This window comes from Sphingomonas sp. PP-CE-1A-559 (genome assembly GCF_004340965.1).
GTDB lineage: Bacteria > Pseudomonadota > Alphaproteobacteria > Sphingomonadales > Sphingomonadaceae > Sphingomonas.
Genome location: NZ_SLYA01000001.1, coordinates 344950 through 370955 on the forward strand (window position 1 = coordinate 344950; position 26006 = coordinate 370955).

Genomic DNA, 26006 nt, shown 5'->3' on the forward strand with positions numbered 1-26006 from the left:
TCATCGCCGAGCCGCTCATCTCCTTGCGCGGCGTCACCAAGACGTACGGGCAGGGCGCGACGATGTTCCAGGCGCTCAAGGGCGTCGACCTCGACATCGCGGCGGGCGATTTCGTCGCGGTGATGGGGCCGTCGGGCTCGGGCAAATCGACGACGATGAACATCCTCGGCTGTCTCGACGTGCCGAGCGACGGCACCTTCCTGTTCCGCGGCCACCACGTCGAAACGCTCGACCGGGACCAGCGCGCGCTGCTGCGGCGAAAATATCTCGGCTTCGTGTTCCAGGGCTTCAATCTCCTCTCGCGCACATCTGCGCTGGAGAATGTCGAACTCCCCTTGCTCTACCGCGGCGACGAAAAGCGCGCGCGCCGGGACGCAGCGATGGCGAGCCTCGACACGGTCGGACTCGCGGACTGGTGGGATCACACCCCGGCGGAACTGTCCGGCGGCCAGCAACAGCGCGTCGCCATCGCCCGCGCGCTGGTCACGAGTCCCGACGTGCTGCTCGCCGACGAACCCACCGGCAACCTCGACAGCGAACGCTCCGTCGAGATCATGCAACTCCTCACGCGGCTGAACGCGGAAAAGAACATCACGGTATTGATGGTCACGCACGAACCCGACATGGCCGCCTTCGCCAGGACGGTGGTCCACTTCAAGGACGGCCTCGTGGAACGCATCGAAAGCCAGCACCGCCAAGGTGAAAAGGTGGACTCGTGAGCGCCCTTTCTTCCCCCCTCCCGCAAGCGGGAGGGGCCGGGGGTGGGCACGCGCTCACCTCGAACGCAACGCCAGCCGTAGCTCCAGCGCGCATCGCGACGGCAGCAACCATCAGTAGCGCGAGCCCACCCCCCAACCCCCTCCCGCAAGCGGGCGGGGGGGCAGAAAAGTAATGTTCGGCACAACCCTCGTCCTCGCGCTCCGCTCGATCCGCCGCCACCTCCTGCGGTCGTTCCTCACCATCCTCGGCATCGTCATCGGTGTCGGCGCGGTCGTGACGATGGTCACGCTCGGCAAGGCCACCACCGCCGCCGTGCAGCAGTCGATCTCCGCGCTCGGCACCAACATCCTCCAGGTCCGCCCCGGCCAGGGCTTCGGTCGCGGCGGCGGCGGCCCGCGCCCGCCCGACTTCAAGCCCGAGGACGTCGCCGCGATCGCCAACCAGATCGCCGGCGTCACCGCGGTCGCGCCGCAAGCCAGCGCCACCGCCACCGCGATCTACGAAGGCGCCAACTGGTCGACCACGATCAACGGCACCACCGACGCCATCTTCCAGGTCCAGCCATGGCCGCTCGCCTCGGGCCGCCGCTGGACGCCGGTCGAGGAAAGCGCCGGTGCCGCGGTCTGCATCATCGGCAATACCGTCTCTAAAAACCTGTTCCCCGGCGGCGATCCGGTCGGCCACCGTTTCCGTATCGGACCGATCAGCTGCGACGTGATCGGCGTGCTGACCACGCGCGGCCAGGCCGGGTTCGGCGGCGATCAGGACGACACCGTGGTCATGCCGATCAAGGCGGTCCAGCGGCGCTTCACGGGCAACCGCGATATCCGCCTGATGCTGGTCGGCGTCGACGAGCGCTTCTCCACCAGCACGGTGCAGGCCGGGATCACCGACCTGCTCCGCGAACGCCGTACCATCACCGGCGACAAGCCCGACGACTTCAACATCTTCGACACCAAGCAGATTTCGGACACGCTGACCGGCACCACGACGCTGCTCACCGGCATCGTCGCCGCGGTCGCCGGGATCAGCCTGGTGGTCGGCGGGATCGGCATCATGAACATCATGCTGGTGTCGGTGACCGAGCGCACGCGCGAGATCGGCATCCGTCTCGCGATCGGCGCGGTCGCGCGCGAGGTGCTGTTGCAGTTCCTCGTCGAGGCGATCGCGCTATCGTGCCTCGGCGGCGTCACCGGGCTGATCGTCGCACAGGCGGCGATCGCGATCATCGCGCCGCTGATCAAGGTTCAGTGGCTGTTCGTGCCCGAGATCAACATCTTCGCGTTCGCGATCTCCGCGGTGATCGGCGTCGTCTTCGGCTATTTCCCGGCACGGCGCGCCGCGGCGATGAACCCTATCGACGCGTTAAGGCACGAGTGATCGCGGCCTTGGGATCGCGGACCAGCGCTTGCAGCCGGTCGAGATCCTCGGGCGTATCGATGTCGATCAGCTCGGCGGGCGCAGTCACGACATGCCGCCCCGCCTTCACCAGGTCACGAGCGCCCGCATCGCCGTCCAGCGTCAGCAGGAAGTCGAACCGCTCGCGCCCGAACAGGGCAGGGGGGCTCGGCTTCTCGCCATCGCTCGACGCGACCACCGCATCCGCGCTGTCGGCGGCATCGAGCATCCGGTAGATATGCGCCGCAGTCACGCGCGGCATGTCGGCGAGCGCGATCAGCACCGCCTCCGCGCCCTCGTCCTTCGCGCACTGCACGCCGAGCTTCACGGATTGCGACATGCCGGACGACGGATCGTCGTTATGCACCACCTCGAAATGGTGGCTGATGAAGTCGAGCTTGCAGCCGTCGGTGACCACCAGCCGGCGCTTGAACGGAATGTTCTCGAATGCGGTGACGACATGCATCCCGAGTGGTTTGTTGAGGAACGGCACCTCGAGCTTGTTGGGAATGCCGAACCGCTCCGAGCGCCCGGCCGCGAGGAGGATGAGGAAGACGTTTTCAGCGGCGATCATTGAACGCTCCTATCATCGCCGCCGCGACCGACAGCGCGATTTCCGATGGTCCGATCGCGCCGATATCGAGCCCGACTGGCGCATCGATCCGGTCGATGTTCTCCGCCGTAACGCCCTCCGAAGCAAGCCGCTCGCGCCGCGCCGCATGGCTCTTGCGGCTGCCAAGCGCACCGACATAGGCGGCATCGGACGCGAGCGCCGCGATCAGCGCAGGGTCGTCGATCTTGATGTCGTGGCTCAGCGTCACGACCGCGGTCGAAGGGCCGGGGCGGAGCGCGGCGATCGCCTCGTCGGGCCAGCGATCGTCGAGCGTCACGCCCGGAAACCGCTCCTCGGTCAGGAAGCGCGCGCGGGGGTCGATCACGATCGTCTCGATCCCGAGTTCGCGCGCGAGCCCGGCCAAGGCCTGCGCGATCTGCACCGCGCCGACGATCAGCAGCCGGCGTGGCGGATCGTAGCGGTTGACGAACACCTCGCCCGTCTCCAGCGGCCGCGCATCGCTGTGCCCGGTCGCAAGGTCGGTGGTCACGGTCAGCGCATCGCCCTGGTCGCGCGCATCGGCGATCCGGTCGAACAGCTCGGGATCGAACCCTTCGGCGGACACCGGCTGCACCATCACTGCGATCTCGCCGCCGCACGGCAGCCCGACTTCCCACGCCGCCGCATCCGCCACGCCGTAGTTGCGCACCTGGAACGGCGCCCCGGCGATCACCTCTGCGGCGGTGGCCAGGATGTCGCTCTCGACGCACCCGCCCGACACCGATCCCTCGAACCGCCCATCCGCATGGACGAGCATATGGCTTCCCTTGGGTCGCGGCGCGGATCCCCAAGTCGAGACGACCGTGGCGATCGCCATCTTCTCGCCCTTCCAGGTTTTCGCAGCAGCGAGCACGCTATCGTTTTCGGCCATGTCTCGTTCTCTTTCTAATCCTCCCCGCACGCGGGGAGGGGGACCAGCGCAGCTGGTGGAGGGGGCCAGCCGCAGACGTTACGCTTGGGGTCGCCCCCCTCCACCACGCCGAGGGGCACGGTCCCCCTCCCCGTGCCGGGGAGGATCAGACCGCCGGCAAACCCTCGAGCAGCTTGTCGAGCGTCACCGGAAAGTCCCGAACCCTCACCCCCGTCGCGTTGTAGATGGCATTCGCCACCGCAGCCCCCGCGCCGGAGATCCCAAGCTCCCCAACGCCCTTCGCCCCAACCGGATTCGCGGAATCGTCGATCTCCTCGATGAAATGCACCTCAAGCTGCGGAATATCGGCATTCACCGCGACGTGATATTCGCCGAAATCGGGGTTCACGAACGCCCCCGTCCGCGTATCGACGATGCCCTCTTCGCTGAGGGCATAGGCGATCCCCCACGCCATCCCGCCGGTGATCTGGCTCGTCGCGGTCTTGCGATTTAGCACCCGCCCGACGTCAAACACGCCGAGCATCCGCCGCACGCGCGTCTCGCCCGTCACCGCGTTCACCGCGACTTCGACGAAGTGCGCGCCGTGACTCGCCTGGCTGGTGCGCTTGCTTTCGGCACCCGGCCCGGTCTTGCCCATCGCCACGATCGGTTCGCCGCGGACCAGATCGGCGAGCTTCACCGACCGACCACCAGCGCTAATGCAGCCATCGTGCAGGCTCAGATCCTCGGGCGCAGCGTTCATCCGCAACGCCAGTTCGCCGAGGATATCCTCGCACGCCAGCACCACCGCCGAACACGCGCTGCCAGCGCCGAACGACCCGCCCGACCCAGCACTCGGCGGGAAGTCGGTATCGCCGAGCCGCACATTCACCTCGGCGACCGGGAGCCCAAGCATCTCGCCCGCGGTCTGCGCCAGGATGGTGTACGTCCCCGTACCGATATCCGTCATGTCGCATTCGACCGTCGCGCGGCCATCCGCCTCCAGTCGCACGCGCGCCTGCGCCTCGACGGTGAAGTTTCCGCGCAGGCTCGCCGCCATGCCGATCCCGACCAGCCATTCGCCCTTGCGGACGGAGCCCGGCGCCGGCACCTTGGCAGGCCAGCCGAACCGCTCGGCGCCTTGCGTATAACAATCGAGCATCCGCCGCGTGGAGAACGGCTTGCCGCTCACCGGATCGGTCTCGGGCTCGTTGCGCCGCCGCAGTTCGATCGGGTCGATCCCGAGCTGCTCGGCCAGTTCGTCCATCGCGCACTCGACCCCGAACGTCCCGACCGCCTCGCCCGGCGCACGGACCGCACCGCTCGCAGGCAGGTCGACGCGCACCAAGTCGGTCTTGAACCGCCGCGCGTCGCCCCGGTACAGCGGCAGCGTCCCGAACGGCACCGGTTCGAGAAACTCGCCATCGTCGTTCTGCGCGACGACGCTCTCATGCCCCATGCCCAGGATCACGCCGTTCGCGTCGGCCGCGATCCGGATACGCTGCGTCGTGTGCGAGCGGTGATGCACCATATACGCAGTCTGGCGACGGGGCAGCGCGACCTTCACCGGCCGGCCGACGACCTCCGCCGCGATCGCCGCGAGGATCGCCTCCGCGCCGACGCCGGTCTTGCCGCCGAACCCGCCGCCGACGTACGGCGCCAGCACACGCACCTTGTCCACATCGATCTTCAGCGCCTTGGCGATCGTCTTGCGCGCGCCGCCGATCACCTGGTTGCTGGTGCGCACGGTGAGCTTGCCGCCCTCCCACCACGCGGTGGTCGCGTGCGGCTCCAGCGCGGCGGGGAAGTGCACGGGCGTCGTGTAGGTCCGGTCGAACGTCACCGCCGCATCCGCCATCACCGCGTCGAGATCGCCATTGTCGATCGGCGGCAGGAAGCCGATTTTCGGCGCGGTGTCGACTGGCTGCGCCTCGACGTCGAACCGGTCCTCGCCCGCCTGGGTGTGGACCACGACCAGCGCCGCGGCGTCGCGCGCGATGGCCTGGTCCTCTGCGACGACGATCGCGACCGGCTGTCCCAGGTGGAGAATGACGTCGGTATCGAACAGCGGCATCGCCCGGGAGTTCGACTCGCCGGCCGGCATGCGCGCGTCGTTGTGAATCACGGCGATGACACCGGGGAGAGCTTCGGCGGCGCTCACGTCGATGCCGAGGATGCGCCCGCTACCAACCGGCGTGCCGACGATCGCGGCGTAGGCGATGCCGTCGGGCGTGCCCTCATACGCATAGTCCGCAACGCCGGTGACCTTAGCCGGCCCCTCGATCCGGTCGAGCCCGAGCCCGAGAACGCCCTGCTTCGCGCGGTCGAGACCACCCGGCCGAAACGCCGCATCCATCACGTGTTCGTTCATTCTGCGGTCCTCGGGTGGAGGGAAGGATATGGGGAGGGCGGGGGCGTTTGACGAGGCGCCACGCATCCCCCAATACCCCCCCGGCGAAGGCCGGGGCCCAATTGGGGAACGAAAGTAACGGAGGACAATCTTCCGTTATCAAAGCCTTCCCAATTGGGCCCCGGCCTCCGCCGGGGGGGGGGGGTAATTGTTACAGGAGGCGAGCTTTACTCAGCTTCCCCCTCAAACAGCCGGCAACTGATCCAGCAACTTGTCCAGCGTAATCGGGAACTCGCGCACCCGAATCCCCGTCGCATTAAACACCGCGTTCGACACCGCAGCACCCGCGCCCGAAATCCCCAGCTCGCCGATCCCCTTCGCGTGGATCGGGTTCGCATGGATGTCGCGCTCGTCGACGAAGTGGACGTCCATCTGCGGAATATCCGCATTGGCCGGCACGTGATATTCCGCCAGATCGTGGTTCACCAGCTTGCCGGTCCGCGTGTCGTGGATCAGGTCCTCGGTCAGCGCCGCGCCGATCCCGAAGGTCATCCCGCCCAGGCACTGCGACCGCGCGGTCTTCGCGTTGAGCACACGCCCCGCCGCGAACGACCCGAGCATCCGCCGCACCCGCGTCTCGCCGGTAACCACATTGACCGCGACCTCGGCAAAGTGCGCACCGAACCCGGCCTGCGTCGTCTCCTTCTCCTGCTTGCCCGGCTTGATATGCCCGGTAGCCTCGAGACCCTTGCCGACCAGCTCGCCGATCGGCGTCGAGCGATTGTCGCCGATCGCCTTGCCGTCCTTCAGCGTCAAACCGTCCTCGTCGACGCCAGCCGCCTTGGCCAGCTTCCCGCGCAACATTTCGCACGCGAGATACACCGCGGTCCCCGAAGACGCCGCACCCCACGAACCGCCCGAACCCGCCGCCGGAGGATCGTTGGTATCGCCCAGCGACATCGTGATGTTCTCGACCGGAATGCCGAGAATCTCCGACGCGATCTGCGCCAGGATCGTGTAGCTTCCGGTGCCGATATCGGTCATCGCCGACGACACCGTCGCCGAGCCGTCCGGGTGGATCTCGACCTTGGCGGACGATTCCATCATCATGTTGCCGCGCACCGCCGAGGCGACGCCCATGCCGATCAGCCACTCGCCCTCGCGGCGCGTGCCGGCCTTCTGCCGCTTGTCCCAACCGAACTTCTTCGCACCCTCGTCGAGCGCACGCGTCAGATTGCGCGACGAATAGGGCACGTCCTTCTCGGGATCGATCTTCGGATCGTTGCGCTTGCGCAGCTCGATCGGATCCATCTCGAGCTTCTCGGCAAGCTCGTCCATCGCGCCTTCCAGCGCGAGCATCCCGACGGCCTCGCCCGGCGCGCGCATCGAGCCCGACAGCACGAAGTTCAGATCGACCACCTCATGCGTGATCAGCCGGTTCTCGCCGCCATACAGCATGTGCGTGCCGATCCCCGCCGGCTCGAAATAATCCTCGGTCGACTGGTTCGACGTCAGCGTCTCATGACCGATCGCCGACAGCTTGCCGTCCGTATCCGCCGCCAGCCGCACGCGCTGCTCGGTATTCGACCGCCGCACGGTCGCCTCGAACACCTGCGGCCGCGACATCACCGCCTTGACCGGACGGCCAAGCTGCTTCGCCGCGATCGCTGCCGCGACGCTCTCGGGCGCGATGCCGAGCTTCGACCCGAACCCGCCGCCGATATAGCGCGCGATGATCCGTACCTTCTTCTCCGACAGCCCCAGCGACTTCGCCAGCTGCTGCGCATCCGAGGTCGGCATCTGGTACGCGCCGTACAGCGACAGCGACCCGTCCTCTTCCCACACCGCGGTCGAAGCATGCGGCTCCATCGCCGCCGAATTCTGGCTCGGCGTGACATAGGTCGAATCGATCGTCACCGCCGCCTCGGCCATCGCCTTGTCGACGTCGCCCTGCTTGAAATGCGCGGGCGTCGCGTCGTCCGGCGGCGTCCGCGTTTCGTCGCGGTGCGCGGCGAAGTCGTACTGACCCTCGGCCTCGTCATATTCGATCGGCAGGCGAGCGGCGGCATCGCGCGCGACCTCGAAGCTCTCGGCGAGCACGATCGCGACGATCTGGCCGAAGAACGCGATGTCCTTCACGCCCTGCGTCGGTGCATCGGTCGCGCCGCCCTGCGCCGAGACGCGGATGAACTGGTCGAAGTCGGTAACAACGTCGATCACACCGGGGATCGCCTTCACCGCATCGACGTCGATCGAGACGACCTTGCCCGCCGAGATCTTCGTGCCGACCAGCACGCCATACGCCATGTTCGCGAACTGGTATTCCGCGGCATAGGTTGCCGTTCCGGTGACCTTCAGCGGCCCGTCGATCCGGTTGAGCGGCTTGCCGATGACGCCCTGGACGCCCGTATCCAGAAGACTGTCCGGATGCGGCTTGTCCATCGTCAGGCTATTCGTAGTGCCAAGACCAAACATGCTTATGCTCCCGTGACGTTGCGCAGCGTCGCGATCAGCGTGCGACGGGCGAGGGGAATCTTGAAGTCGTTCGAGCCATAGCCCTTGGCATCGGCCAGCAGCGCGGTCGCCGCAGCCTCGAACACGGCATCGGACGGCGCCTTGCCGACCAGTGCCGCCTCGACCGCCGGGTTGCGCCACGGCATCGGCCCAAGGCCACCGAACGCGAGCGAGGCCGACGCGATCACGCCGTCCTGCACGTCGACGATCGCCGCCACCGAGACGAGCGCGAAGGCATAGGACGCACGATCGCGGACCTTGCGGTATTCCTGCTTGCCCTTGACCGGTGCCGGCAGCTCGATGTGTGTGATGAGTTCACCCGCTTCGAGCGCGTTCTCGATATGCGGCGTATCGCCCGGCAGGCGATAGAAGTCGTGGATCGAGATCCGCCGACGATCGCCATCCGCCTTCAGCGTCACGATCGTCGCGTCGAGCGCACGCATCGCCACCGCCATGTCGCTTGGGTGCGTCGCGATGCAATGCTCGCTCGTCCCCAGCACGGCGAGGATGCGGTTGAACCCGCCGATCGCCGAACAGCCGCTGCCCGGCTCGCGCTTGTTGCACGCTGCTGCGGTGTCGTAGAAATAATAGCACCGCGTGCGCTGGAGCAGATTGCCCCCGGTCGACGCCTTGTTGCGCAGCTGCCCCGATGCGCCGGCGAGCAATGCGCGGCTCAGTACCTCGTATTTGGCGACGACGCGACGGTCTGCGGCGAGATCGCTGTTCGGCACCAGCGCACCGATCGTCAGCCCGCCATCCTCACGCTCCTCGATCTTCGCGAGATCGAGCCGCGAGATGTCGACCAGCTTGTCCGGCGTCTCGACCTGCAACTTCATCAGGTCGAGCAGGTTGGTGCCGCCCGCGATGAACTTCGCACCAACGGTATCGATATCCTTGACCGCGGCCTCGGGCGTCGCGGCCTTCTCATAGGTGAAGGTCTTCATGCCACCAGCTCCCCGCGCGCATTGGCTTCCATCGCGGCGTCCTTCTCGTCCGCGGTCCGGCCCGCAGGCTCGGCGCCACCGACTTCGCGGATCGCATCGACGATGTTCGGATACGCGGCGCACCGGCACAGATTGCCGCTCATCCGCTCGGAAATCTCGGCATCGTCGAACTTCGGATCGGTCAGGTCGCCCGACGCATGGCTGGCCCAGCCCTTCTTGACCTCGTCGAGCATGCCTACCGCCGAACAGATCTGCCCGGGCGTGCAGTAGCCGCACTGATACCCGTCATGCCGCACGAACGCGTCCTGCAGCGCATGGAGGTTACCCGGCTGGCCGATGCCCTCGATCGTCGTGATCTCGTCGTCCTGGTGCATCACCGCGAGCGTCAGGCAGGAATTGACCCGACGCCCGTTGATCAGCACCGTGCACGCGCCGCACTGGCCATGGTCGCAGCCCTTCTTCGAGCCCGTCAGCCCGAGATGCTCGCGGCACAGGTCGAGCACCGACGTACGAATATCGGGCTCGGCGTCATATGATTGACCATTGATCGTGAAATGCATGGCGGTGCCCCTGGTTGAATGTGCCGGGAATGTACGGATTTCGAGGACTCAACGCCGATGCGACCGATCGTTTCCTATTGCGACAAGCTCTCACACATCGGCGCGCTGGCGCTCGTCGCGGCAAGCGGGCAAGCTGCGGCGATGACGCCAGCTTCTCCCCGATTATCGCCCCTTATCGTGATCGCCCACCGTGGCGCGAGCGGGCTCCGGCCCGAGCATACGCTAGCGGCCTATTCGCTCGCGATCGACCAGGGCGCGGATTTCATCGAGCCCGATCTGGTGCCGACCAAGGACGACGTCCTCGTCGCGCGCCACGAGAACAATATCGCCGAGACGACCAACGTCGCCGATCACCCCGAGTTCGCCAGCCGGAAAACCACCAAGACGATCGACGGCCAGACGATGACCGGCTGGTTCGTCGAGGACTTCACGCTCGCCGAACTGAAGACGCTGCGCGCGAAGGAGCGCCTGCCAAAGCTCCGCCCCGCGAACACGGCGTATGACGGCCAGTTCCAGATCCCGACGCTCGCCGAGATCATCGCGCTCGCCAAACGCCGTACGGCCGAGACGGGCCGGACGATCGGCATCTATCCCGAGACCAAGCATCCGACCTATTTCGCCGAGATCGGCCACCCGACCGACGCGAAGCTGGTCGCCGAACTGCGCGAGGCCGGCTGGGATTCGGCCAAAGCGCCGGTCTTCATCCAGTCGTTCGAGGTCGCCAACCTCCAGCGCCTCCACAAGATGACGAAGGTCCGCCTGATCCAGCTCATGGACGGGGAGGGCGGTCCCGCCGACGGCGCCCAGCCGAGCTACAAGGCGATGATCACGCCCGAGGGTTTGAAGGCGGTCGCCGCCTACGCCTACGGCATCGGCCCGAACAAGAGCATGCTCTGGACCGACGCGACCCCCACCACGCTGGTCGCCGACGCGCACGCCGCGGGGCTGCGCGTCCACCCCTGGACCTACCGCGCCGAAAACTATTTCGAACCGACCCGCTTCCGCCGCGGCACCGACCCCGCCGCGCACGGCGACATCGCCGCGGAGATCGACGCCGGCCTTGCACAAGGTATCGACGGTTTCTTCACCGACTTTCCGCTATACGGAGCCCAAGCGCGCGACCGAGCCCAGGGAACCGCGCGTGCAGGAGTAAAGTAAATGCGTAAGGTTCTTCCCGTACTCGCGGTGCTGCCGTTCCTCGTAAGTGGCTGCATCAGCACCGCAACCTCGATCGTGAAGGCACCCTTCCAGGTCGCCGGCAAGGCGGTCGACTGGACCACCACCAGCCAAGAAGAGTCGGACCGCAACTACGGCAAGAAGATGCGCAAGCAGGAAGCCGAAGAAGGCAAACAGCGCAAGGAACTCGCGAAGCGCTGCAAGCGCGATCCGCAGCGTTCGGAATGCGGGCAGTACCAGGGCTATCGCGCGGGGAACTGAGCGCGCCCCAAGCACCACCCGGGCGAAGGCCGGGGCCCAGTTGGGCGAACCGAAGTAACGTCGCGCTGCCCCCTGTCAGCAACGTTCCCCAACTGGACCCCTGCCTCTGCTGGGGAGGTGGCCTAGTCCGCCAAAGCCTTCGCCACCGCGATCAGCATCGCCGGTTTCAGCTGCACGCCGAGATGCCCGCTCCGAACCTCCACGGCACGCCCCGCCGCGTCGTGGCATATGAAACCGTTGACCAACCCGTCCGACCTGCTCCAGATCGCGGTCGACCGTATCGGCAGCGGCGCGGCAATCGCTGCACTGCGGGCGATTACCGCCGGATCATCGAGCCGCTCGCCCGTCACCCATTCAAACGCTCGCCAGACGTTGGTCGCCTTGGCAGAGCCCGCAAAAGGCGAGCTGACCGTGATCACGGCCCGAACCAGATCGGGACGCCGGTGCGCGACCAGCCGCGCCATGATCCCTCCAAGGCTCACACCGACGAGCGTGACCGGCCCGGCTTGCGCTGCCAACGCCTCGATCCGCGCTATCAAATGCTCGGCCTCCACGCCGACCGTCCGGACGCCGAGATTGCGCCCCAATCCCCAGCCGGTCGCGCGGTAGCCGAGCCGTTTCAAATAGCCCCGCATCACGAAGTTCGAGCGGTCGGTGTTGAACAGCCCGGGAAGCACCATCACCGCGCTCCCGTCACCGGGAGGCACCGCAGCCAGCGCCGGACGATGGCGCCACCATGTTACAACCGTCCACGCCGCGCGCGGCAACTCTGCCGCCCAAAGCGCTTTTGACGGCGGCTTCAAAACCACCCCATCACAGTAACCGGAAACGGCGTCCAAGCTCCAACCTTCACCCCCGCAAACCGAAGCGCATCACCCGTCCAGCTGTTACACGTCCGCACCGCGCTATAGCGCCCGTTGGCATCATAAAACGCATCATACCCTGCATACCCCGGATACCGCGCACCCCCGTCGCGAAAGCTAGCCCGGATATACACCGCCAACCGCCGATACTGCGCGGGCGTCACCACGATCTCCCGAGCCCCATCCCCCGCCCGCGGCCTCGGCATATGATCGACATGCATCAACGTTCGCGTACTGCCGAACGCCGCGCCGACCACGGTCCGCAGCTTCACGTCAGCCCAGGTCGGCGTCTCCAGATAAAACGTCTTCTCCCCCCACCCGAACGCCACATGATCGAACGCCCCATACCGCGGATCGCGCAGATCCTCCGCCCGCGCCACCCCGCGCCAGTCCACCCCGGCGGCCAACTTCGGCACGATGATCCCGGTATGCACGCCGTTGCTCTCGACGAAGATATGAACCCCCTCGGCCGGCGCCCGCCAGTCGCTATTGCTCGGGATCGACCCGCCGACCAGCCCCGCCACCGTATAGCTCGCAATCACCCCAAACACCGCCGCGATCGCCCGTAAAATCCATGTAACCCAACGCGTTTCCGTCTTCATTCCGTCATGCTAGACCAGCCGCATGGCCAATGACACACATGTGCTGAGCACACCGCCCGAAGGCGCGCCCGACTGGACGATCCCGCAGAACTGGGCGGATTACACCGCGGAGGATCACGCGACCTGGGACACGCTGTTCGCGCGCCAGTCGAAGCTGCTCCCCGGCCGCGCCTCGAACGCCTGGCTGCGCGGGCTCGACGTGCTGAAGCTGTCGAAGCCCGGCATCCCCGATTTCGAGGAACTGTCCGAGCGCCTGACCAAGCTCACCGGCTGGTCGGTCGTCGCGGTGCCCGGCCTCGTCCCCGACGATGTGTTCTTCGACCACATGGCGAACCGCCGCTTCGTCGCGGGCAACTTCATCCGCCGCCCCGACCAGCTCGACTACCTTCAGGAACCCGACGTCTTCCACGACGTGTTCGGCCACGTCCCGATGCTCGCCGACCCGGTCTTCGCGGACTATCTCGCCGCCTACGGCCGCGGCGGCCAGCGCGCGCTGGGGCTCGACGCGCTGAAGTATCTAGGCCGGCTCTACTGGTACACGGTCGAGTTCGGCCTGATCGCCGAACCCGAAGGCCTGCGCATCTACGGCTCGGGGATCGTCTCCAGCTATGCGGAAACGCGGTTTGCCTTGGACGACCCAAGCCCCAACCGCATCGCGCTCGATCTCGCCCGGGTCATGCGGACCGAATACCGGATCGACGATTTCCAGCAGAACTACTTCGTCATCCCGAGCTTCGAGGAGTTGCTGCGGCTGACGGTAGAGACAGACTTCGCGCCGTTGTACGAGGAACTGAAGGCGCTTCCGGATATTCCCGTCGCGCGGATCGAGCCGGGGGATGTGGTGCTGACCGAGGGTACGCAGGACTACGCGAACGCGAAGGCGTCCGTTGAGACCGCTTAAGCATCCTCTAGAAGCCACCACCCCGGCGAAGGCCGGGGCCCAATTGGGATGGCGGAGCGATTCATCTCGAAGGTTCGCCCAATTGGGCCCCGGCCTCCGCCGGGGTGGAGCCAGAAGTGAGGTGAGGGCGGCACCCTCTTGTTCCCCCGCGAAGGCGGGGGCCCAGACTGGACCCCCGCCTTCGCGGGGGAACAACCTGCTGGGGCAGGGCAGCCCTCAGAAATCCGCAGCGCTCAAATATCCAACGCCCACCCATCACGCCCCTTGGGATCAAACGGCCCCTCCGCCACAAACCTCTCCGCCCCAGCGCGCAACCGAAGCACACTCCAATCCCCCCGCCGGTCGACCGCCTCGAGCGAACACCCGCAAGCCTCATACGCCGCGACAACCCCGGCGCGCTGCGTCTCCAGCAACCCGGCAAGAACAATCGTCGCCCCGACATCCGAAATCGAAGCAATCTCCGGCGCCATCGACACCAGCGGCCCCGCCAGAATATTCGCGATCACCAGATCATACGGCGCGCGAGCCACGATCGCATCGTCCAGCGTACCGTCCGCTACAACCAGATCGATCCCCTCGACCCCGTTGAGCGCCGTATTCTCCGCCGTCACATCGATCGAGACCGGATCGATATCCGTCCCCATCACCTTGGCCCCAGGCCAAAGATGCGCCGCCGCAAACGCCAGCAACCCGGTCCCCGTCCCGATATCGATCACGTTGGCAAACGAAGCATCCGCCAACCCGTCGAGCATCGCCAGACACCCGCTGGTCGTCTCGTGATGCCCCGTCCCGAACGCCCGGCTAGCCTCGATCAGGAACGCCCGCTTATCCGCCGGCACCGCGCCCGCATGCGCCCCGGTATGCACGAAGAATCGCCCGACCGACAAAGGCTCGAGCCCGGCCTGGCTCATCGTCACCCAGTCCGCATCGCCCAACCGCTCGACCGCGATCTCGGCCCCCGCCGCACTCGGCACCAGCGCGCGCACCGCCGCGACCGTGTCGGCCGCCGGCTCATGCTCGAAATACGCATCAAGCCGCCACGATTCGACGTCGTCCTCGATCTCCTCGGTGGTCATCAACACGCCGTCGATCGTCAGATCGTCGCTCGCATCGATCGCCTCCGCCTCCGCGCGCGTGCAGGGGAGGGTGAGCTTCCAACTATCGGACATAGCTTGCCCCGTTCACGTCGATCACCGACCCCGTCATCGAAGCCGGCGCCTCCAGCGCCAGAAACTTCGCCGCCGCCGCGATCTCTTCCGGTGCAGCAACCCGCCCAAGCGGAATATCCGCCAGCAAAGCATCGCCGCCACGGCTCGACAGATACTCCTCCGCCATCCCGGTCATCGTGAACCCGGGGCACACCGCGAATGCGAGAATTCTCTCCCGAGCATACCCCCGGGCGATCGTCTTGGTCATCGCCACCATCCCCGCCTTCGACGCGGCATAATGCCAGTGCGCCGGCGAATCCCCGCGATACGCCGCCCGGCTGGCGATATTGACGATCCGCCCACCGACACCGCGCGATTGCCAATGCAGCACCGCCAACCGGCAAAGCTCTGCCGAAGCGGTCAGGTTGATCCGCATCGTCCGCTCCCACTGCGCGGTCCAGTCGTTATCGGCGAGCGGTGCCGCCTCGAACACGCCAGCATTGTTGATCAGCACATCGATCGCGCCGCCAGCCTGCTCCAACGCAGCGTTCCACAACGCAGTCGGTCCCTTAAGATCGCTAAAGTCAGCCGGGATACCGCTGGCGGTCCCATGCCCGATCACGGAGGCGCCCGCGTCGGTCAGCGCCGCATGAATAGCTGCGCCGATACCGCGACTGGAGCCGGTTAGAAGAATAGTCATGTCAGCGCTCTAGCGCCGCAGGCCGTATCCGTCACCAAGCCGAAGAAGGATTGGTTCACGCGGAGACGCGGAGGCGCGGAGAGAGTGCGTGTCGATCAGGCGAAGCGCTCCCCAACGAAAGTTTTGAAGAACCTACGGTTCCACCAGACCCTCCGCGTCTCCGCGCCTCCGCGTGAACCACCCTACGCTTTCTCCTTAGACCGCCCTCAAGCCACGCTAGCCGAAAACCCGTCCGCCGCACCGCGCAGCACGCCCAGCTGGTCGTCCACCTCGCCGAACGCGTGACCCAGCCGGTCGATCTCGATCGCCACCGCCTCCGTATCAGCCCGGATCGTCGCGATCGTGGACGACATCGTGTCCGCTGCCAGCGCGGTCTCGTCGACGGCCGCGGTGATCGCGGTCACGGTGTGCGCCTGTGCCTCCATCGCATGGCGTATGCGGTCTGCGCTGTCCCTTACCTCGCCGACGGTCGCCTTGATCCCCGCATTGGTCGCGACCGTCGCCGCCGTTGCCGCCTGGATCGCGGCGATCTTCGCCGCAATGTCGTCGGTCGCCCGCGCGGTCTGGCTAGCGAGCGACTTCACCTCCTGCGCCACCACCGCAAACCCGCGCCCGGCATCGCCCGCGCGCGCCGCTTCGATCGTCGCGTTCAGTGCCAGAAGGTTGGTCTGCCCGGCGATGCTGCGGATAAGCCCAAGGATCGACTCGATCGACTTCGCATGCTCGCTGAGCGCCGCCGACATGCCGACCGCCTCACCGGTTTGTGCACAGGCGCGATCGGCGATCCCGGCCGCCACCTCGACTTCGCTGCGAGCGGTTTCGATGGCGTGGATCAGGCCCGCGGAGGTCTGTGCCGCCTCGCGCATCGCCAGTGCGGACTGTTCCGCCGCCGCCGCGACCTCGCTCGCCTTGCAGAGGATACCGCGGGTCGAGGACCCTGCACTCGCCGCCTGGACGTGGATGCGCGCACCCAAGAGCGCGGTATGCTCGATCGACTCGGCAATACTGCCGCGAAAGTCCGATGCGCGCGTTCGGCGCTCCGCCTGCGCCGCCGCCGCATCGGTCGCGCTCAGGTGCGAGACCATGATGTCCGCCTCGATCAGCGCGATCCGCTGCACCACGTCGGCAACAATCCGCATCGTCGCGGCATCGGTGCCGGCGCGATCGACGATCAGGTGGAGCGTCGCGCTATGCGCGAACGCCGCCGCCGACAGCAGCGCAGGCAACGGTATTCCCGACCGTCGCGATTCGTCGGCATAGGCGATCGCCATCGCTTCCCACGTCTGGTCGTAGGGCGACAGGTACCGCATCCGCGCATAGGTAGCGCTCTGGGCGATCCGACGTTCGAGCCGCTCGGGCGTGACCTGCGATGCAATGTGGCGGACCGCGTCCAGAGACAGATAGTGTCGCCAGAACATCTCGCCGATCCGCCGGTGATCGTCTTCGTCCAACAGCGCGCTCAGCGTCGCGCACGCCGGCTCGATCAACCCATCCCAGTCATAATCGCGAACCCGGTCGCGCAGCGTTCGGCCCCGCGCAGGCATGGCCACAACGTTAGTCACACTCGTCATCGCTCGATCGCCTATGCGGCGACTTTGGCGACGAAATCGCCCGCGCTGTTCTTCAAATTGCTGAGCCGCCCGTCGAGCACGTCGAACCCGCGACCCACCCCGTCGATCTCGGTCGCGACCGTCTCGGTATCCTCGCGGATCGCGGCGATCGTGTTGGACATCGAATCCGCCGCCAGCGCGGTCTCGTCCACCGCCGCGGTGATCGCGGTCACCGTCTGCGCCTGCGCTTCCATCGCATAGCGGATGCGGTCGGCGCTTTCCTGCACCTCCGCCACCGTCGACTTGATCGACGCATTCGTCTCCACGGTCGAGCGCGTCGCCGACTGGATCGCGGCGATTTTCGCGGCGATGTCGTCGGTCGCGCGTGCGGTCTGGTTGGCGAGGCTCTTCACCTCCTGTGCCACCACCGCGAAGCCGCGCCCGGCATCGCCCGCGCGCGCCGCCTCGATCGTCGCGTTCAGCGCGAGCAGGTTGGTCTGCCCGGCAATGTCGCGGATCAGCCCCAGGATCGACTCGATCGACTTCGCATGATCGCTCAGCGTTTCCGACATGCCGACCGCCTGGCCAGCCTGCGCCGATGCCCGATTGGCGATCTCGGCCGCAGCCTCCACCTCGGTCCGTGCGTCCTCGATCGCGCGGATCAGGCCGGCGGCGGTCTGTGCGGCTTCGCGCATCGCCACCGCGGACTGCTCTGCGGCGGCCGCGACTTCGCTCGCCTTGCCAAGCACCGCGCGGGTCGAGGCGGAACTCCGCAGCGCCTGTTCGCGCAGCATATGCCCCTCGTCGGTCGCGGTCTCGACCATCGCCGCGATGCCGTCGCGGAACTCAGCCGCCAGCGTATCGCGCGCGACCTGCGCGGTATGCATCTGGTAGCGGTTATAGATCGCGACCGTGATCTCGCCCTCCAGCGCCGACAGCCGCATCAGCGTGTCGATGAATACCGGCAGCTTCGGATCCGACCGATCGACCCGCCGCATCAGCACGTCCAGTGCGGCGCGGTCGCTCGCGCTGATCATCGACAGCAGCGCCATCGGCGATACGTCGGCGACATAGGCTGTCGCGACCGACCGCTCGATCGATTCGATCCAGGCGCGTCCACTCGTGTCCAGGAAGCGATTGCGCAGGAATGTGCAGCCGATCTCGATCATCTGGTCGGTTTCGTGCGGCGCCCATATCCGTTCGTCGGAAAAACACTGCAGCCATTGTTCCCAGAACGCCCTGGATACATGCGTGATCTCGGGCGCCAGCGCGGCCCAGACTTCGCGGCTCGCGCCGGTCAGCGATCCGTCGAAGTCGAACACCCGCAGCCGCGCCATCAGGTCGACGGAAGCCGCGATCGAGCCGGGGGCCGGCAGGTCGTTGGTGGTCAAGACGGTGAACTCCGGATCGAATGTACGACGCCATCGCTACACGCCATGTCTTAAGGGCTGGTTAGGGATCGACGTCACGTCACGTGCGTGGCCATCGTGTCCCGCACGGCATCACGCGCGCGGTGTCATGGGTTATCGGACCGGCCCCAATGGGTTGCATCGCAGCACGCGGTGGCTAATAGGTCGCCCAATCTCTATATTCTGGACCAAGCTGTTCTTGGTTCGTCATCTTCTGGTTCGAGGACTCCGCCCTTGGCATCGCGCAACCCGGCACGCCCGCTTTCTCCCCATCTGCAGGTCTATAAATGGGGCCCGCACATGCTGGTCTCGATCCTGCACCGCGTGACCGGCAGCGGGATGGCGACCGTCGGCAGCATCCTGCTCGTCTGGTGGCTCGCCGCGATCGCCGCGGGCGATCAGGCCTATGCGACCTTCGTCGACGTGTTCACGACCAGCACCGGCCGTCTCAACATCCTCGGCTACATCGTCGCGGTCGGGCTGACGCTGTCGCTGTTCCAGCACATGATGACTGGCATCCGCCACATGGTGCTCGATATCGGCGCCGGCTACGAACTGAAGCGGAACAAGATAGGTGCGATCGCGACGATGGTCGCCTCCGTCGCGCTGACGATCGTGTTCTGGCTCTACATGGGGATCAAGTAATGGGTTCGGGTACGGCAATCGGTCGCGTCCGCGGCCTGGGCAGCGCCAAGCACGGCGCGCATCATTGGTGGCAGCAGCGCCTGACGGCGGGCTCGAACCTGTTCCTCATGCTGTGGCTGATGATCTCGGTCGCGCGGATGCCCGGCTATGATTACGCCGCGGTCCATCTGTGGCTGCAATCGGCCTGGGTCGCGGTGCCGATGGCGCTGCTGATCCTGTCGGTGTTCTATCACTTCCGTCTCGGTCTTCAGGTCGTGATCGAGGATTACCAGCATGGCGAGAGCCGTGTCGTGACGATGATCCTCCTCAACCTGTTCACCTTCACGCTGGGCGGCATCGCCCTGTTCGCGATCCTGAAGGTCGCCTTCTCCGGAGCCCCTGCGTAATGTCAGCTGCCTACAAGATCATCGATCATACCTATGATGCGGTCGTCGTCGGTGCCGGCGGCTCCGGCCTGCGTGCTACGATGGGCATCGCCGAGAGCGGCCTGAAGACTGCGTGCATTACCAAGGTCTTCCCGACCCGCAGCCACACCGTCGCCGCACAGGGCGGCATCGCCGCCAGCCTTGGCAACAACTCGCCGGATCACTGGACCTGGCACATGTTCGACACCGTCAAGGGCTCCGACTGGCTCGGCGACCAGGACGCGATCGAGTATCTCTGCCGCGAGGCCCCGCAGGCGGTCTACGAGCTCGAACATGCCGGCATGCCGTTCAGCCGTAACGAGAACGGCACGATCTATCAGCGTCCGTTCGGCGGCCACATGCAGAACATGGGCGAGGGGCCTCCGGTCCAGCGCACCGCCGCCGCCGCCGACCGCACCGGCCACGCGATGCTCCACGCGCTGTATCAGCAGAGCCTGAAGTACAACACGGACTTCTTCGTCGAGTATTTCGCGCTCGACCTGATCATGGAGAACGGCGTCTGCCGCGGCGTCATCGCGCTGTGCATGGAAGACGGCTCGATCCACCGCTTCCGCAGCCACCAGACCGTGCTCGCCACCGGCGGCTATGGCCGTGTCTATTTCTCGGCGACCTCGGCGCACACCTGCACCGGTGACGGTAACGCGATGGTGCTCCGCGCCGGCCTGCCGCTCCAGGACATGGAGTTCGTCCAGTTCCACCCGACCGGCATCTACGGCGCGGGCGTTCTCATCACCGAGGGCGCACGCGGTGAGGGCGGGTATCTGACCAACTCCGAGGGCGAGCGCTTCATGGAGCGCTATGCCCCGTCGGCGAAGGACCTCGCCTCGCGCGACGTCGTCAGCCGCTCGATGGCGCTCGAAATGCGCGAAGGTCGCGGCGTCGGCAAGAACGGCGACCACATCTTCCTGCATCTCGATCACATCGATCCGAAGGTGCTGGCCGAGCGCCTGCCGGGCATCACCGAGACCGGCAAGGTCTTCGCCGGCGTCGACCTCACGCGCCAGCCGCTGCCCGTCACGCCGACCGTGCACTACAACATGGGCGGCATCCCGACCAACTTCCACGGCGAGGTCGTCAACCTCGTCGACGGCAACCCCGATGCGGTCGTCCCCGGCCTGTTCGCGGTCGGCGAGGCTGCGTGCGTCTCGGTCCACGGCGCCAACCGCCTCGGCTCGAACAGCCTGATCGATCTCGTGGTGTTCGGCCGCGCGACCGGCCTGCGGATCAAGGACACGCTGAAGCCTGGCACCGCACACGCGCCGCTGCCCAAGGGTTCGGAAGACTTGGCCCTCACGCGTCTCGACCATTTCCGCAACGCAAGCGGCGGTTCGCCGACCGCGCAGATCCGTCTCGACATGCAGCAGACCATGCAGAAGCATTGCGCGGTGTTCCGCGACACCGAGCTGCTGAACCAGGGCGTCGAGAAGATGGCCGGGATCTATAGCCGGATGACCGACGTCGCCGTGAAGGATCGCAGCATGATCTGGAACACCGATCTGGTCGAGACGATGGAGCTCGACAATTTGATCGGCCAGGCGGTCGTGACGATGAACTCGGCGGCGAACCGCACCGAGTCGCGTGGCGCACACATGCACGAGGATTTCCCCGAGCGCGACGACGCGAACTGGATGAAGCACACCATCACCACCTTCAACGGCTGGGGCGGCAAGGGCGGCGAGACCAAGATCGATTTCCGCCCGGTCCACGACTACACGCTCACCGACGACATCGACTACATCAAGCCCAAGAAGCGGGTATACTAATGACCTGGGCCATCATCGCGATCGGGTTCCTGGTGCCCGTCGCGGTGGGGCTGCTGACGCGCTTCCAACCGATGATCGCCGGCTTCCTGTGGCCGGTGGTCGTCGCGCTACTGACCGCGATCTACGTCTTCGCCATCGAGCCCCGTGGCGTGGGCGAAGAACCCCAGAAGATAGCGATCACCTTCTACGCGCTCTTCTCGCTAGTAGGCGGCGTCCCCGGCGGCTTGGTAGGCTGGATCCTCCAGTACAAGCGCTCGACTAACGCTAGTTGAACCCACGCCCGTTCTCCTGCGAACGCAGGAGTCCAGGATCACAAATGCCGCGTTCCGTAACCCTGGACTCCTGCGTTCGCAGGAGAACGGGCGTGGACACTTCAGACCGCGAACATCTCCCCAAGCACCTCCAGCACCGCGCGCAGAGTCTGCGCATCGATCCGCCCCATCCGCTTGATCAACCGCCCCCGATCGATCGTCCGCATCTGATCCGGAAGTACCAGCCCGCTCGTCCCCTTGAACGTCACCGCGACCCGAAACAGCGCCGGATGGCTCCCCGTCGTCAACGGCGCGACGATCGCGGTCCGCAGATGATCGTTCATCTCGTCCGGTGAAACGACAAGGCACGGTCGTGTCTTCTGGATCTCGCTCCCCACCGTGGGATCGAGCGCCGCCAGCCAGATCTCACCCCGCTTCATGCGTCCCTCACCACGTCAGTGTCGCGTCATCAGCCACGCCCGCGCCAAGCCACTCTTGTTCCTCACCTGTCATGGCAAGCCCCGCCGCAGCCTCCGCCCAACCGCCCCGAGGGACACGCTCGGCTGGAGTCGCGATCAGCTTCCCATCTTCTACGCGCAGATCCATTGCCGCGCCGGTGGTCACGCCGATCGCCCCCAGGATCGACCGCGGTACGATCATCCCCGTCGAATTGCCCATTTTCCGTAACGACGTCCGCATCGCACATCCTCTTCGCCACACCGATACCACCGATGATGTGTACTAACAATGTTACCACGAAACCGCGAGTATGCTGATATGCCGCAACCCATCCGGAACCCACTCCTCCCGAAAAAGTTTGCCGCGGCATGACCGACACATCCCCCGCCTCGAACGCCCGCAACTACCCCTTGCTGGCCGCCCCCCATATCCACCTCCATGGCCCCGTCGACGACGCGATGTACGACAATTTCAAGTCGCAACTCGTCGCAGCCCCCACCGAAGGCCCGCTGGTCGTCTCCATCACCACGCTCGGCGGCGACCCCGAAGTCGCGCGTGCGATGGGCGACAACATCCGCCTCCTCCGCGAATATACCGGCCGCGAGACGCTCTTCCTCGGCAAGGTCGCGGTCTACTCAGCCGGCGCGACCTTCATGTCCGCCTTCCCGGTCGACAGCCGCTTCCTCACGCGCAACAGCCGCATCATGATCCACGAGCGCCAGATGCAGAGCACGATCGAACTCAACGGCCCGCTCAACACGCTCTCCTATACGCTGAAGGCGAAGCTCCACGAGATCGAGGACTCGATCAAGATCCAGGAGGAAGGCTTCCGCGCGATCGTCGAGGGTTCGAAAGTATCGCTCGATGAGTTGAAGAAGAGGGCGCCCTCCAACTGGTACATCGAAGCCGAGGAAGCGCGCGACCTGGGGCTCGTCCTCGACATCATCTGACCCGGCACCTGCCGCTAACGCGACAGCGGGTGTGACGCATGTTGCACCCGCGAAGCTAAGGATTTGCGGGGAGGGCCCCTGTCATGTATCGGCTCTGACAACCTATAATCACACCACGGACGGACCGCTCGCAATGGCCGAATTCTCGCTCCCGAAAAACAGCGTCGTCAAGAAGGGCGTCAAGCACGCCTCGACCAGCCAGGGTTCGGGGGACAGCAAGCGTCTGAAATCGTTCAAGGTCTACCGCTACGATCCCGACAGCGGCGAGAACCCGCGCTACGACACGTTTGCGCTCGATCTCGACGACACCGGCCCGATGGTGCTCGACGCGCTGATCAAGATGAAGAGCGAGCAGGATTCCTCGCTCACCTTCCGCCGCTCGTGCCGCGAGGGCATTTGCGGCTCGTGCTCGATGAACATCAACGGCAAGAACGGCCTCGCATGCACGACCGCGATCGAGGATTGCAAGGGCGAGGTCCAGATCACGCCGCTGCCGCACATGGACGTGATCAAGGACCTGGTCCCCGACTTCACGCATTTCTACGCGCAATATTCGTCGATCAAGCCGTGGCTGCAGACCGTCACCCCGCCGCCCTCGGGCAAGGAGCGCCTCCAGTCGCCGGAAGACCGCTCGAAGCTCGACGGCCTGTACGAGTGCATCCTGTGCGCCTGCTGCTCGACCTCGTGCCCGAGCTACTGGTGGAACGCGGACAAGTTCCTCGGCCCCGCAATCCTGTTGCAGGCCTATCGCTGGCTCGCCGACAGCCGCGACGAGATGACCGGCGAGCGTCTCGACGAACTCGAGGATCCGTTCCGCCTGTACCGCTGCCACACCATCATGAACTGCGCGAACGCGTGCCCGAAGGGCTTGAACCCCGCCAAGGCGATCGCCGAGATCAAGAAAATGGAAGCCGAACGGATCGTCTGATCCCTTCGATACGGGCCTTCGACTTCGCTCAGTCCCTACTCAGCACGAACGGGGGGTATAAATTTCCGTTCGTCCTGAGTAGCTGCTGAGCTTGTCGAAGCGGCGTATCGAAGGACAGGTTGTTGACTACCCCCCATTTCATCGAAGCCGAAGACCCCTCCAACCCAGGCTGGCGCAGCTGGTCACTCTCCGACCCTACCCGCTTCAACACCCTGCTCGGCCCCATGCTCTACCGCGTCGACGGCCACACCGTCCGCGTCCGCATCACCCCCGAGCATCGCCACTCCAACCTCCAGAACAACGTCCACGGCGGCGCGCTCCTCGCGTTCATCGACGTCGCGCTGTTCGCAGCCGCCAGAGGCTTCGGTCTGATCACCGCCGGCACCGCGGTGACGCTCGATCTCAACACGCAGTTCATCGGCGGCGGCCGCGTTGGCGAGCCGATCGAGGCGCAGGTCGAAGTCCTCAAGGAAACCGGCCGCCTCTTGTTCCTGCGGGGCCTCGTGGTGCAAGGGGACGACGAAACCAAGATCGCCGCCTTCTCGGCCACGATCCGCAAGCCGTCGCCTAAGCCGCCAAAGGGCTGACCCCGGCCGCTATCACCACCCCGGCGAAGGCCGGGGCCCAATTGGGAAACGATCAGTGTTGAAGCGCCCCGCTCCGTTATCGAAACCTTTCATATTCGGCTCCGGCCTCTGCCGGGGTGGCGGAGAGGTGGCGGCGTGACCGTCCTCAAGGCCTATGAGGCGCTGGTCGCATCCGGCGAACTCCGACACGACCACGAACAGGCCGCCGCCGCCGCGCGCCTCAACACCCTCGCCACCGAACTCGCCACCCCCAAATCCACCGGCTTCTTCGCCCGCTTCTCCAAGAAACCGGACCCCCGCGGCGTCTACCTCTGGGGCGGTGTCGGCCGCGGCAAGTCGATGCTGATGGACCTGTTCTTCGCCAACGCCCCAGTCGACAAAAAACGCCGCGTCCACTTCGGCGAGTTCATGCTCGAGGTCCACGCGCGCATCGCCGCCGAGCGTCGCAAGGAAGTCGGCGACCCGATCGTCCCCGTCGCCACCGCGATCGCCGACGAGACGCGGTTGCTCGCGTTCGACGAGATGATGGTCACCAACAGCCCCGACGCGATGATCCTGTCGCGGCTGGTGACCTCGCTGCTCGATTCCGGCGTGACGATCGTCACCACCTCGAACCGCCCGCCCGCCGATCTCTACAAGAACGGCCTCAACCGCGAGCATTTCCTGCCCTTCATCGCGACCATCGAGCACCGCCTTGACGTCCTCCCGCTCAACGGCCCGGTCGACTATCGCCGCGACCGGCTCGGCAGCCAGGATACGTGGCTCGTCCCCAACGGCCCCGAGGCCACCGCTCAATTGTCGGCCGCATTCTTCCGCCTCACCGACTTCTCGACCGACGACAGCGAGCACGTTCCCGCCGAAGACCTGATCGTCCAGGGCCGCACGCTGCGGGTGCCCAAATCGCTCAAGGGCGTCGCCGTGTTCAGCTTCAAGAAGCTGTGCGGAGAGGCGAGGGGCGTGGCCGACTACCTCGCCATCGCGCGGAAATTTCACACCGTCATCCTCGTCGGCATCCCCAAGCTCGGCCCCGAGAACCGCAACGAGGCGGCGCGCTTCGTCGCGCTGATCGACGCGCTGTACGAGCACAAGGTGAAGCTCCTCGCCGCCGCCGATGCGCAGCCGAGTGACCTCTACGAAAGCGGCGACGGCAGGTTCGAATTCGACCGCACGATCAGCCGCCTCGAAGAGATGCGGTCCGAGGACTATCTCGCCGAGGGTCACCTTTGACCGTCCAAAATACCACGCCGGCGAAGGCCGGGGCCCAATTGGAAAGGTCGCAGTAACAGCGTCCAGTGCTCAGTTAGCAGCGTTCCCCAATTGGGCCCCGGCCTTCGCCGGGGTGGTTCGGTTTAAGTGACCACACCTTATTGCGCATGCGAACCACTCGCAATAACAACCCGCTTTTGTCCTTTTAGCGGTTGCCGTAGCGGGATAATGCG

At 66.0% G+C, this 26006-nt stretch carries 27 protein-coding genes; 13 read left to right on the forward strand and 14 right to left on the reverse strand.

From position 1 onward, the window contains the following. Positions 1–2 precede the first annotated feature (2 nt). Both C8J42_RS01390 and C8J42_RS01395 read left to right on the forward strand, forming a co-directional pair. Positions 3–719, forward strand: coding sequence for an ABC transporter ATP-binding protein (locus C8J42_RS01390; RefSeq protein ID WP_133019184.1), 717 nt, complete (start codon positions 3–5; stop codon positions 717–719). Positions 720–891: 172 nt separating this feature from the next. After that, positions 892–2100: an ABC transporter permease gene (locus C8J42_RS01395; RefSeq protein WP_133018659.1), complete on the forward strand. Its 1209-nt coding sequence runs from the start codon at positions 892–894 to the stop codon at positions 2098–2100. On the opposite strand, the gene C8J42_RS01400 is transcribed toward C8J42_RS01395, so the two are convergent. From C8J42_RS01400 to C8J42_RS01425, 6 genes are all read right to left on the reverse strand, one after another. Then, complete coding sequence (locus tag C8J42_RS01400) at positions 2075–2692, reverse strand: nucleotidyltransferase family protein (protein ID WP_093396750.1); 618 nt, start codon at positions 2690–2692, stop codon at positions 2075–2077. The two genes, C8J42_RS01395 and C8J42_RS01400, sit on opposite strands and share 26 nt — an antisense overlap. After that, on the reverse strand, positions 2679–3602 hold the full coding sequence (locus C8J42_RS01405) for an XdhC family protein (protein ID WP_093396751.1): 924 nt from the start codon (positions 3600–3602) through the stop codon (positions 2679–2681). Before C8J42_RS01405 ends, C8J42_RS01400 begins: the two co-directional genes overlap by 14 nt. A 145-nt stretch (positions 3603–3747) precedes the next feature. Further along, positions 3748–5952 (reverse strand): xanthine dehydrogenase family protein molybdopterin-binding subunit, encoded by a 2205-nt coding sequence (locus C8J42_RS01410; protein WP_133018660.1) that lies wholly within the window; start codon positions 5950–5952, stop codon positions 3748–3750. Between the two features lie 222 nt (positions 5953–6174). Beyond that, the gene (locus C8J42_RS01415) at positions 6175–8406 is read right to left on the reverse strand and encodes a xanthine dehydrogenase family protein molybdopterin-binding subunit (RefSeq protein ID WP_133018661.1); all 2232 of its coding nucleotides are present in this window, start codon (positions 8404–8406) and stop codon (positions 6175–6177) included. A gap of 2 nt (positions 8407–8408) precedes the next feature. After that, positions 8409–9389 (reverse strand): xanthine dehydrogenase family protein subunit M, encoded by a 981-nt coding sequence (locus tag C8J42_RS01420; RefSeq protein WP_133018662.1) that lies wholly within the window; start codon positions 9387–9389, stop codon positions 8409–8411. Then, on the reverse strand, positions 9386–9949 hold the full coding sequence (locus tag C8J42_RS01425; RefSeq protein WP_082441359.1) for a 2Fe-2S iron-sulfur cluster-binding protein: 564 nt from the start codon (positions 9947–9949) through the stop codon (positions 9386–9388). The genes C8J42_RS01420 and C8J42_RS01425 overlap by 4 nt, the downstream gene beginning before the upstream one ends. 141 nt (positions 9950–10090) lie before the next feature. On the opposite strand from C8J42_RS01425, the gene C8J42_RS01430 reads away from it, so the two are divergent. Together C8J42_RS01430 and C8J42_RS01435 are read left to right on the forward strand one after the other, a co-directional pair. Continuing rightward, entirely contained in the window at positions 10091–11107 is a 1017-nt protein-coding gene (locus C8J42_RS01430) for a glycerophosphodiester phosphodiesterase (protein WP_133019185.1), read from the forward strand. Further along, positions 11108–11386 carry a hypothetical protein gene (locus C8J42_RS01435; RefSeq protein WP_056060708.1) on the forward strand — a complete coding sequence of 93 codons (279 nt, stop codon included), beginning with the start codon at positions 11108–11110 and terminating at the stop codon, positions 11384–11386. It begins immediately after the preceding gene. A gap of 122 nt (positions 11387–11508) precedes the next feature. On the opposite strand, the gene C8J42_RS01440 is transcribed toward C8J42_RS01435, so the two are convergent. Both C8J42_RS01440 and C8J42_RS01445 read right to left on the reverse strand, forming a co-directional pair. Beyond that, complete coding sequence (locus C8J42_RS01440; RefSeq protein WP_243643998.1) at positions 11509–12066, reverse strand: alpha/beta fold hydrolase; 558 nt, start codon at positions 12064–12066, stop codon at positions 11509–11511. Positions 12067–12185: 119 nt separating this feature from the next. Next, positions 12186–12851, reverse strand: coding sequence for a TIGR02117 family protein (locus tag C8J42_RS01445; protein ID WP_133018664.1), 666 nt, complete (start codon positions 12849–12851; stop codon positions 12186–12188). 22 nt (positions 12852–12873) lie between these two features. On the opposite strand from C8J42_RS01445, the gene phhA reads away from it, so the two are divergent. Next, positions 12874–13752 (forward strand): phenylalanine 4-monooxygenase, encoded by an 879-nt coding sequence (phhA, locus tag C8J42_RS01450; RefSeq protein ID WP_133018665.1) that lies wholly within the window; start codon positions 12874–12876, stop codon positions 13750–13752. Positions 13753–13985: 233 nt separating this feature from the next. Here phhA and C8J42_RS01455 read toward each other — a convergent pair whose 3' ends face one another. The 4 genes from C8J42_RS01455 to C8J42_RS01470 all read right to left on the reverse strand — a co-directional run bounded on the left by C8J42_RS01455 (position 13986) and on the right by C8J42_RS01470 (position 18526). After that, positions 13986–14921 (reverse strand): 50S ribosomal protein L11 methyltransferase, encoded by a 936-nt coding sequence (locus C8J42_RS01455; protein WP_133018666.1) that lies wholly within the window; start codon positions 14919–14921, stop codon positions 13986–13988. Further along, positions 14911–15600 carry an SDR family oxidoreductase gene (locus C8J42_RS01460; RefSeq protein ID WP_133018667.1) on the reverse strand — a complete coding sequence of 230 codons (690 nt, stop codon included), beginning with the start codon at positions 15598–15600 and terminating at the stop codon, positions 14911–14913. The genes C8J42_RS01455 and C8J42_RS01460 overlap by 11 nt, the downstream gene beginning before the upstream one ends. Before the next feature lie 206 nt (positions 15601–15806). After that, complete coding sequence (locus C8J42_RS01465; protein WP_243643999.1) at positions 15807–17171, reverse strand: methyl-accepting chemotaxis protein; 1365 nt, start codon at positions 17169–17171, stop codon at positions 15807–15809. An 11-nt stretch (positions 17172–17182) separates the two neighbouring features. After that, a complete protein-coding gene (locus tag C8J42_RS01470) occupies positions 17183–18526 on the reverse strand; it encodes a methyl-accepting chemotaxis protein (RefSeq protein WP_056061736.1) in 1344 nt (447 codons plus the stop codon). 267 nt (positions 18527–18793) lie between these two features. Between C8J42_RS01470 and sdhC the strand changes: the two genes are divergently transcribed. Genes sdhC through C8J42_RS01490 form a run of 4 tightly spaced genes read left to right on the forward strand, consistent with a single transcriptional unit; the run spans position 18794 to position 21664 of the window. Beyond that, on the forward strand, positions 18794–19204 hold the full coding sequence (gene sdhC, locus C8J42_RS01475; protein WP_133018669.1) for a succinate dehydrogenase, cytochrome b556 subunit: 411 nt from the start codon (positions 18794–18796) through the stop codon (positions 19202–19204). Continuing rightward, positions 19204–19590: a succinate dehydrogenase, hydrophobic membrane anchor protein gene (sdhD, locus tag C8J42_RS01480; RefSeq protein ID WP_120299369.1), complete on the forward strand. Its 387-nt coding sequence runs from the start codon at positions 19204–19206 to the stop codon at positions 19588–19590. The genes sdhC and sdhD overlap by 1 nt, the downstream gene beginning before the upstream one ends. Next, complete coding sequence (gene sdhA / locus C8J42_RS01485) at positions 19590–21392, forward strand: succinate dehydrogenase flavoprotein subunit (protein ID WP_056047438.1); 1803 nt, start codon at positions 19590–19592, stop codon at positions 21390–21392. The genes sdhD and sdhA overlap by 1 nt, the downstream gene beginning before the upstream one ends. Next, positions 21392–21664: a hypothetical protein gene (locus C8J42_RS01490; protein ID WP_133018670.1), complete on the forward strand. Its 273-nt coding sequence runs from the start codon at positions 21392–21394 to the stop codon at positions 21662–21664. The genes sdhA and C8J42_RS01490 overlap by 1 nt, the downstream gene beginning before the upstream one ends. Before the next feature lie 101 nt (positions 21665–21765). Here the strand turns inward: C8J42_RS01490 and C8J42_RS01495 are convergent, their stop codons facing one another. Together C8J42_RS01495 and C8J42_RS01500 are read right to left on the reverse strand one after the other, a co-directional pair. Beyond that, a complete protein-coding gene (locus C8J42_RS01495) occupies positions 21766–22083 on the reverse strand; it encodes a type II toxin-antitoxin system PemK/MazF family toxin (protein ID WP_133018671.1) in 318 nt (105 codons plus the stop codon). Between the two features lie 7 nt (positions 22084–22090). Continuing rightward, positions 22091–22342 (reverse strand): hypothetical protein, encoded by a 252-nt coding sequence (locus C8J42_RS01500; RefSeq protein ID WP_120299365.1) that lies wholly within the window; start codon positions 22340–22342, stop codon positions 22091–22093. Positions 22343–22470: 128 nt separating this feature from the next. Here C8J42_RS01500 and C8J42_RS01505 point away from each other — a divergent pair, with 128 nt between their 5' ends. From C8J42_RS01505 to zapE, 4 genes are all read left to right on the forward strand, one after another. Then, positions 22471–23052: an ATP-dependent Clp protease proteolytic subunit gene (locus C8J42_RS01505; protein WP_133018672.1), complete on the forward strand. Its 582-nt coding sequence runs from the start codon at positions 22471–22473 to the stop codon at positions 23050–23052. Between the two features lie 133 nt (positions 23053–23185). After that, a complete protein-coding gene (locus C8J42_RS01510; RefSeq protein ID WP_056484561.1) occupies positions 23186–23980 on the forward strand; it encodes a succinate dehydrogenase iron-sulfur subunit in 795 nt (264 codons plus the stop codon). A gap of 122 nt (positions 23981–24102) precedes the next feature. Then, positions 24103–24567 carry a PaaI family thioesterase gene (locus tag C8J42_RS01515; protein WP_133018673.1) on the forward strand — a complete coding sequence of 155 codons (465 nt, stop codon included), beginning with the start codon at positions 24103–24105 and terminating at the stop codon, positions 24565–24567. 135 nt (positions 24568–24702) lie between these two features. Further along, a complete protein-coding gene (gene zapE / locus C8J42_RS01520; protein WP_133018674.1) occupies positions 24703–25794 on the forward strand; it encodes a cell division protein ZapE in 1092 nt (363 codons plus the stop codon). The last annotated feature ends 212 nt before the right edge of the window (positions 25795–26006 follow it).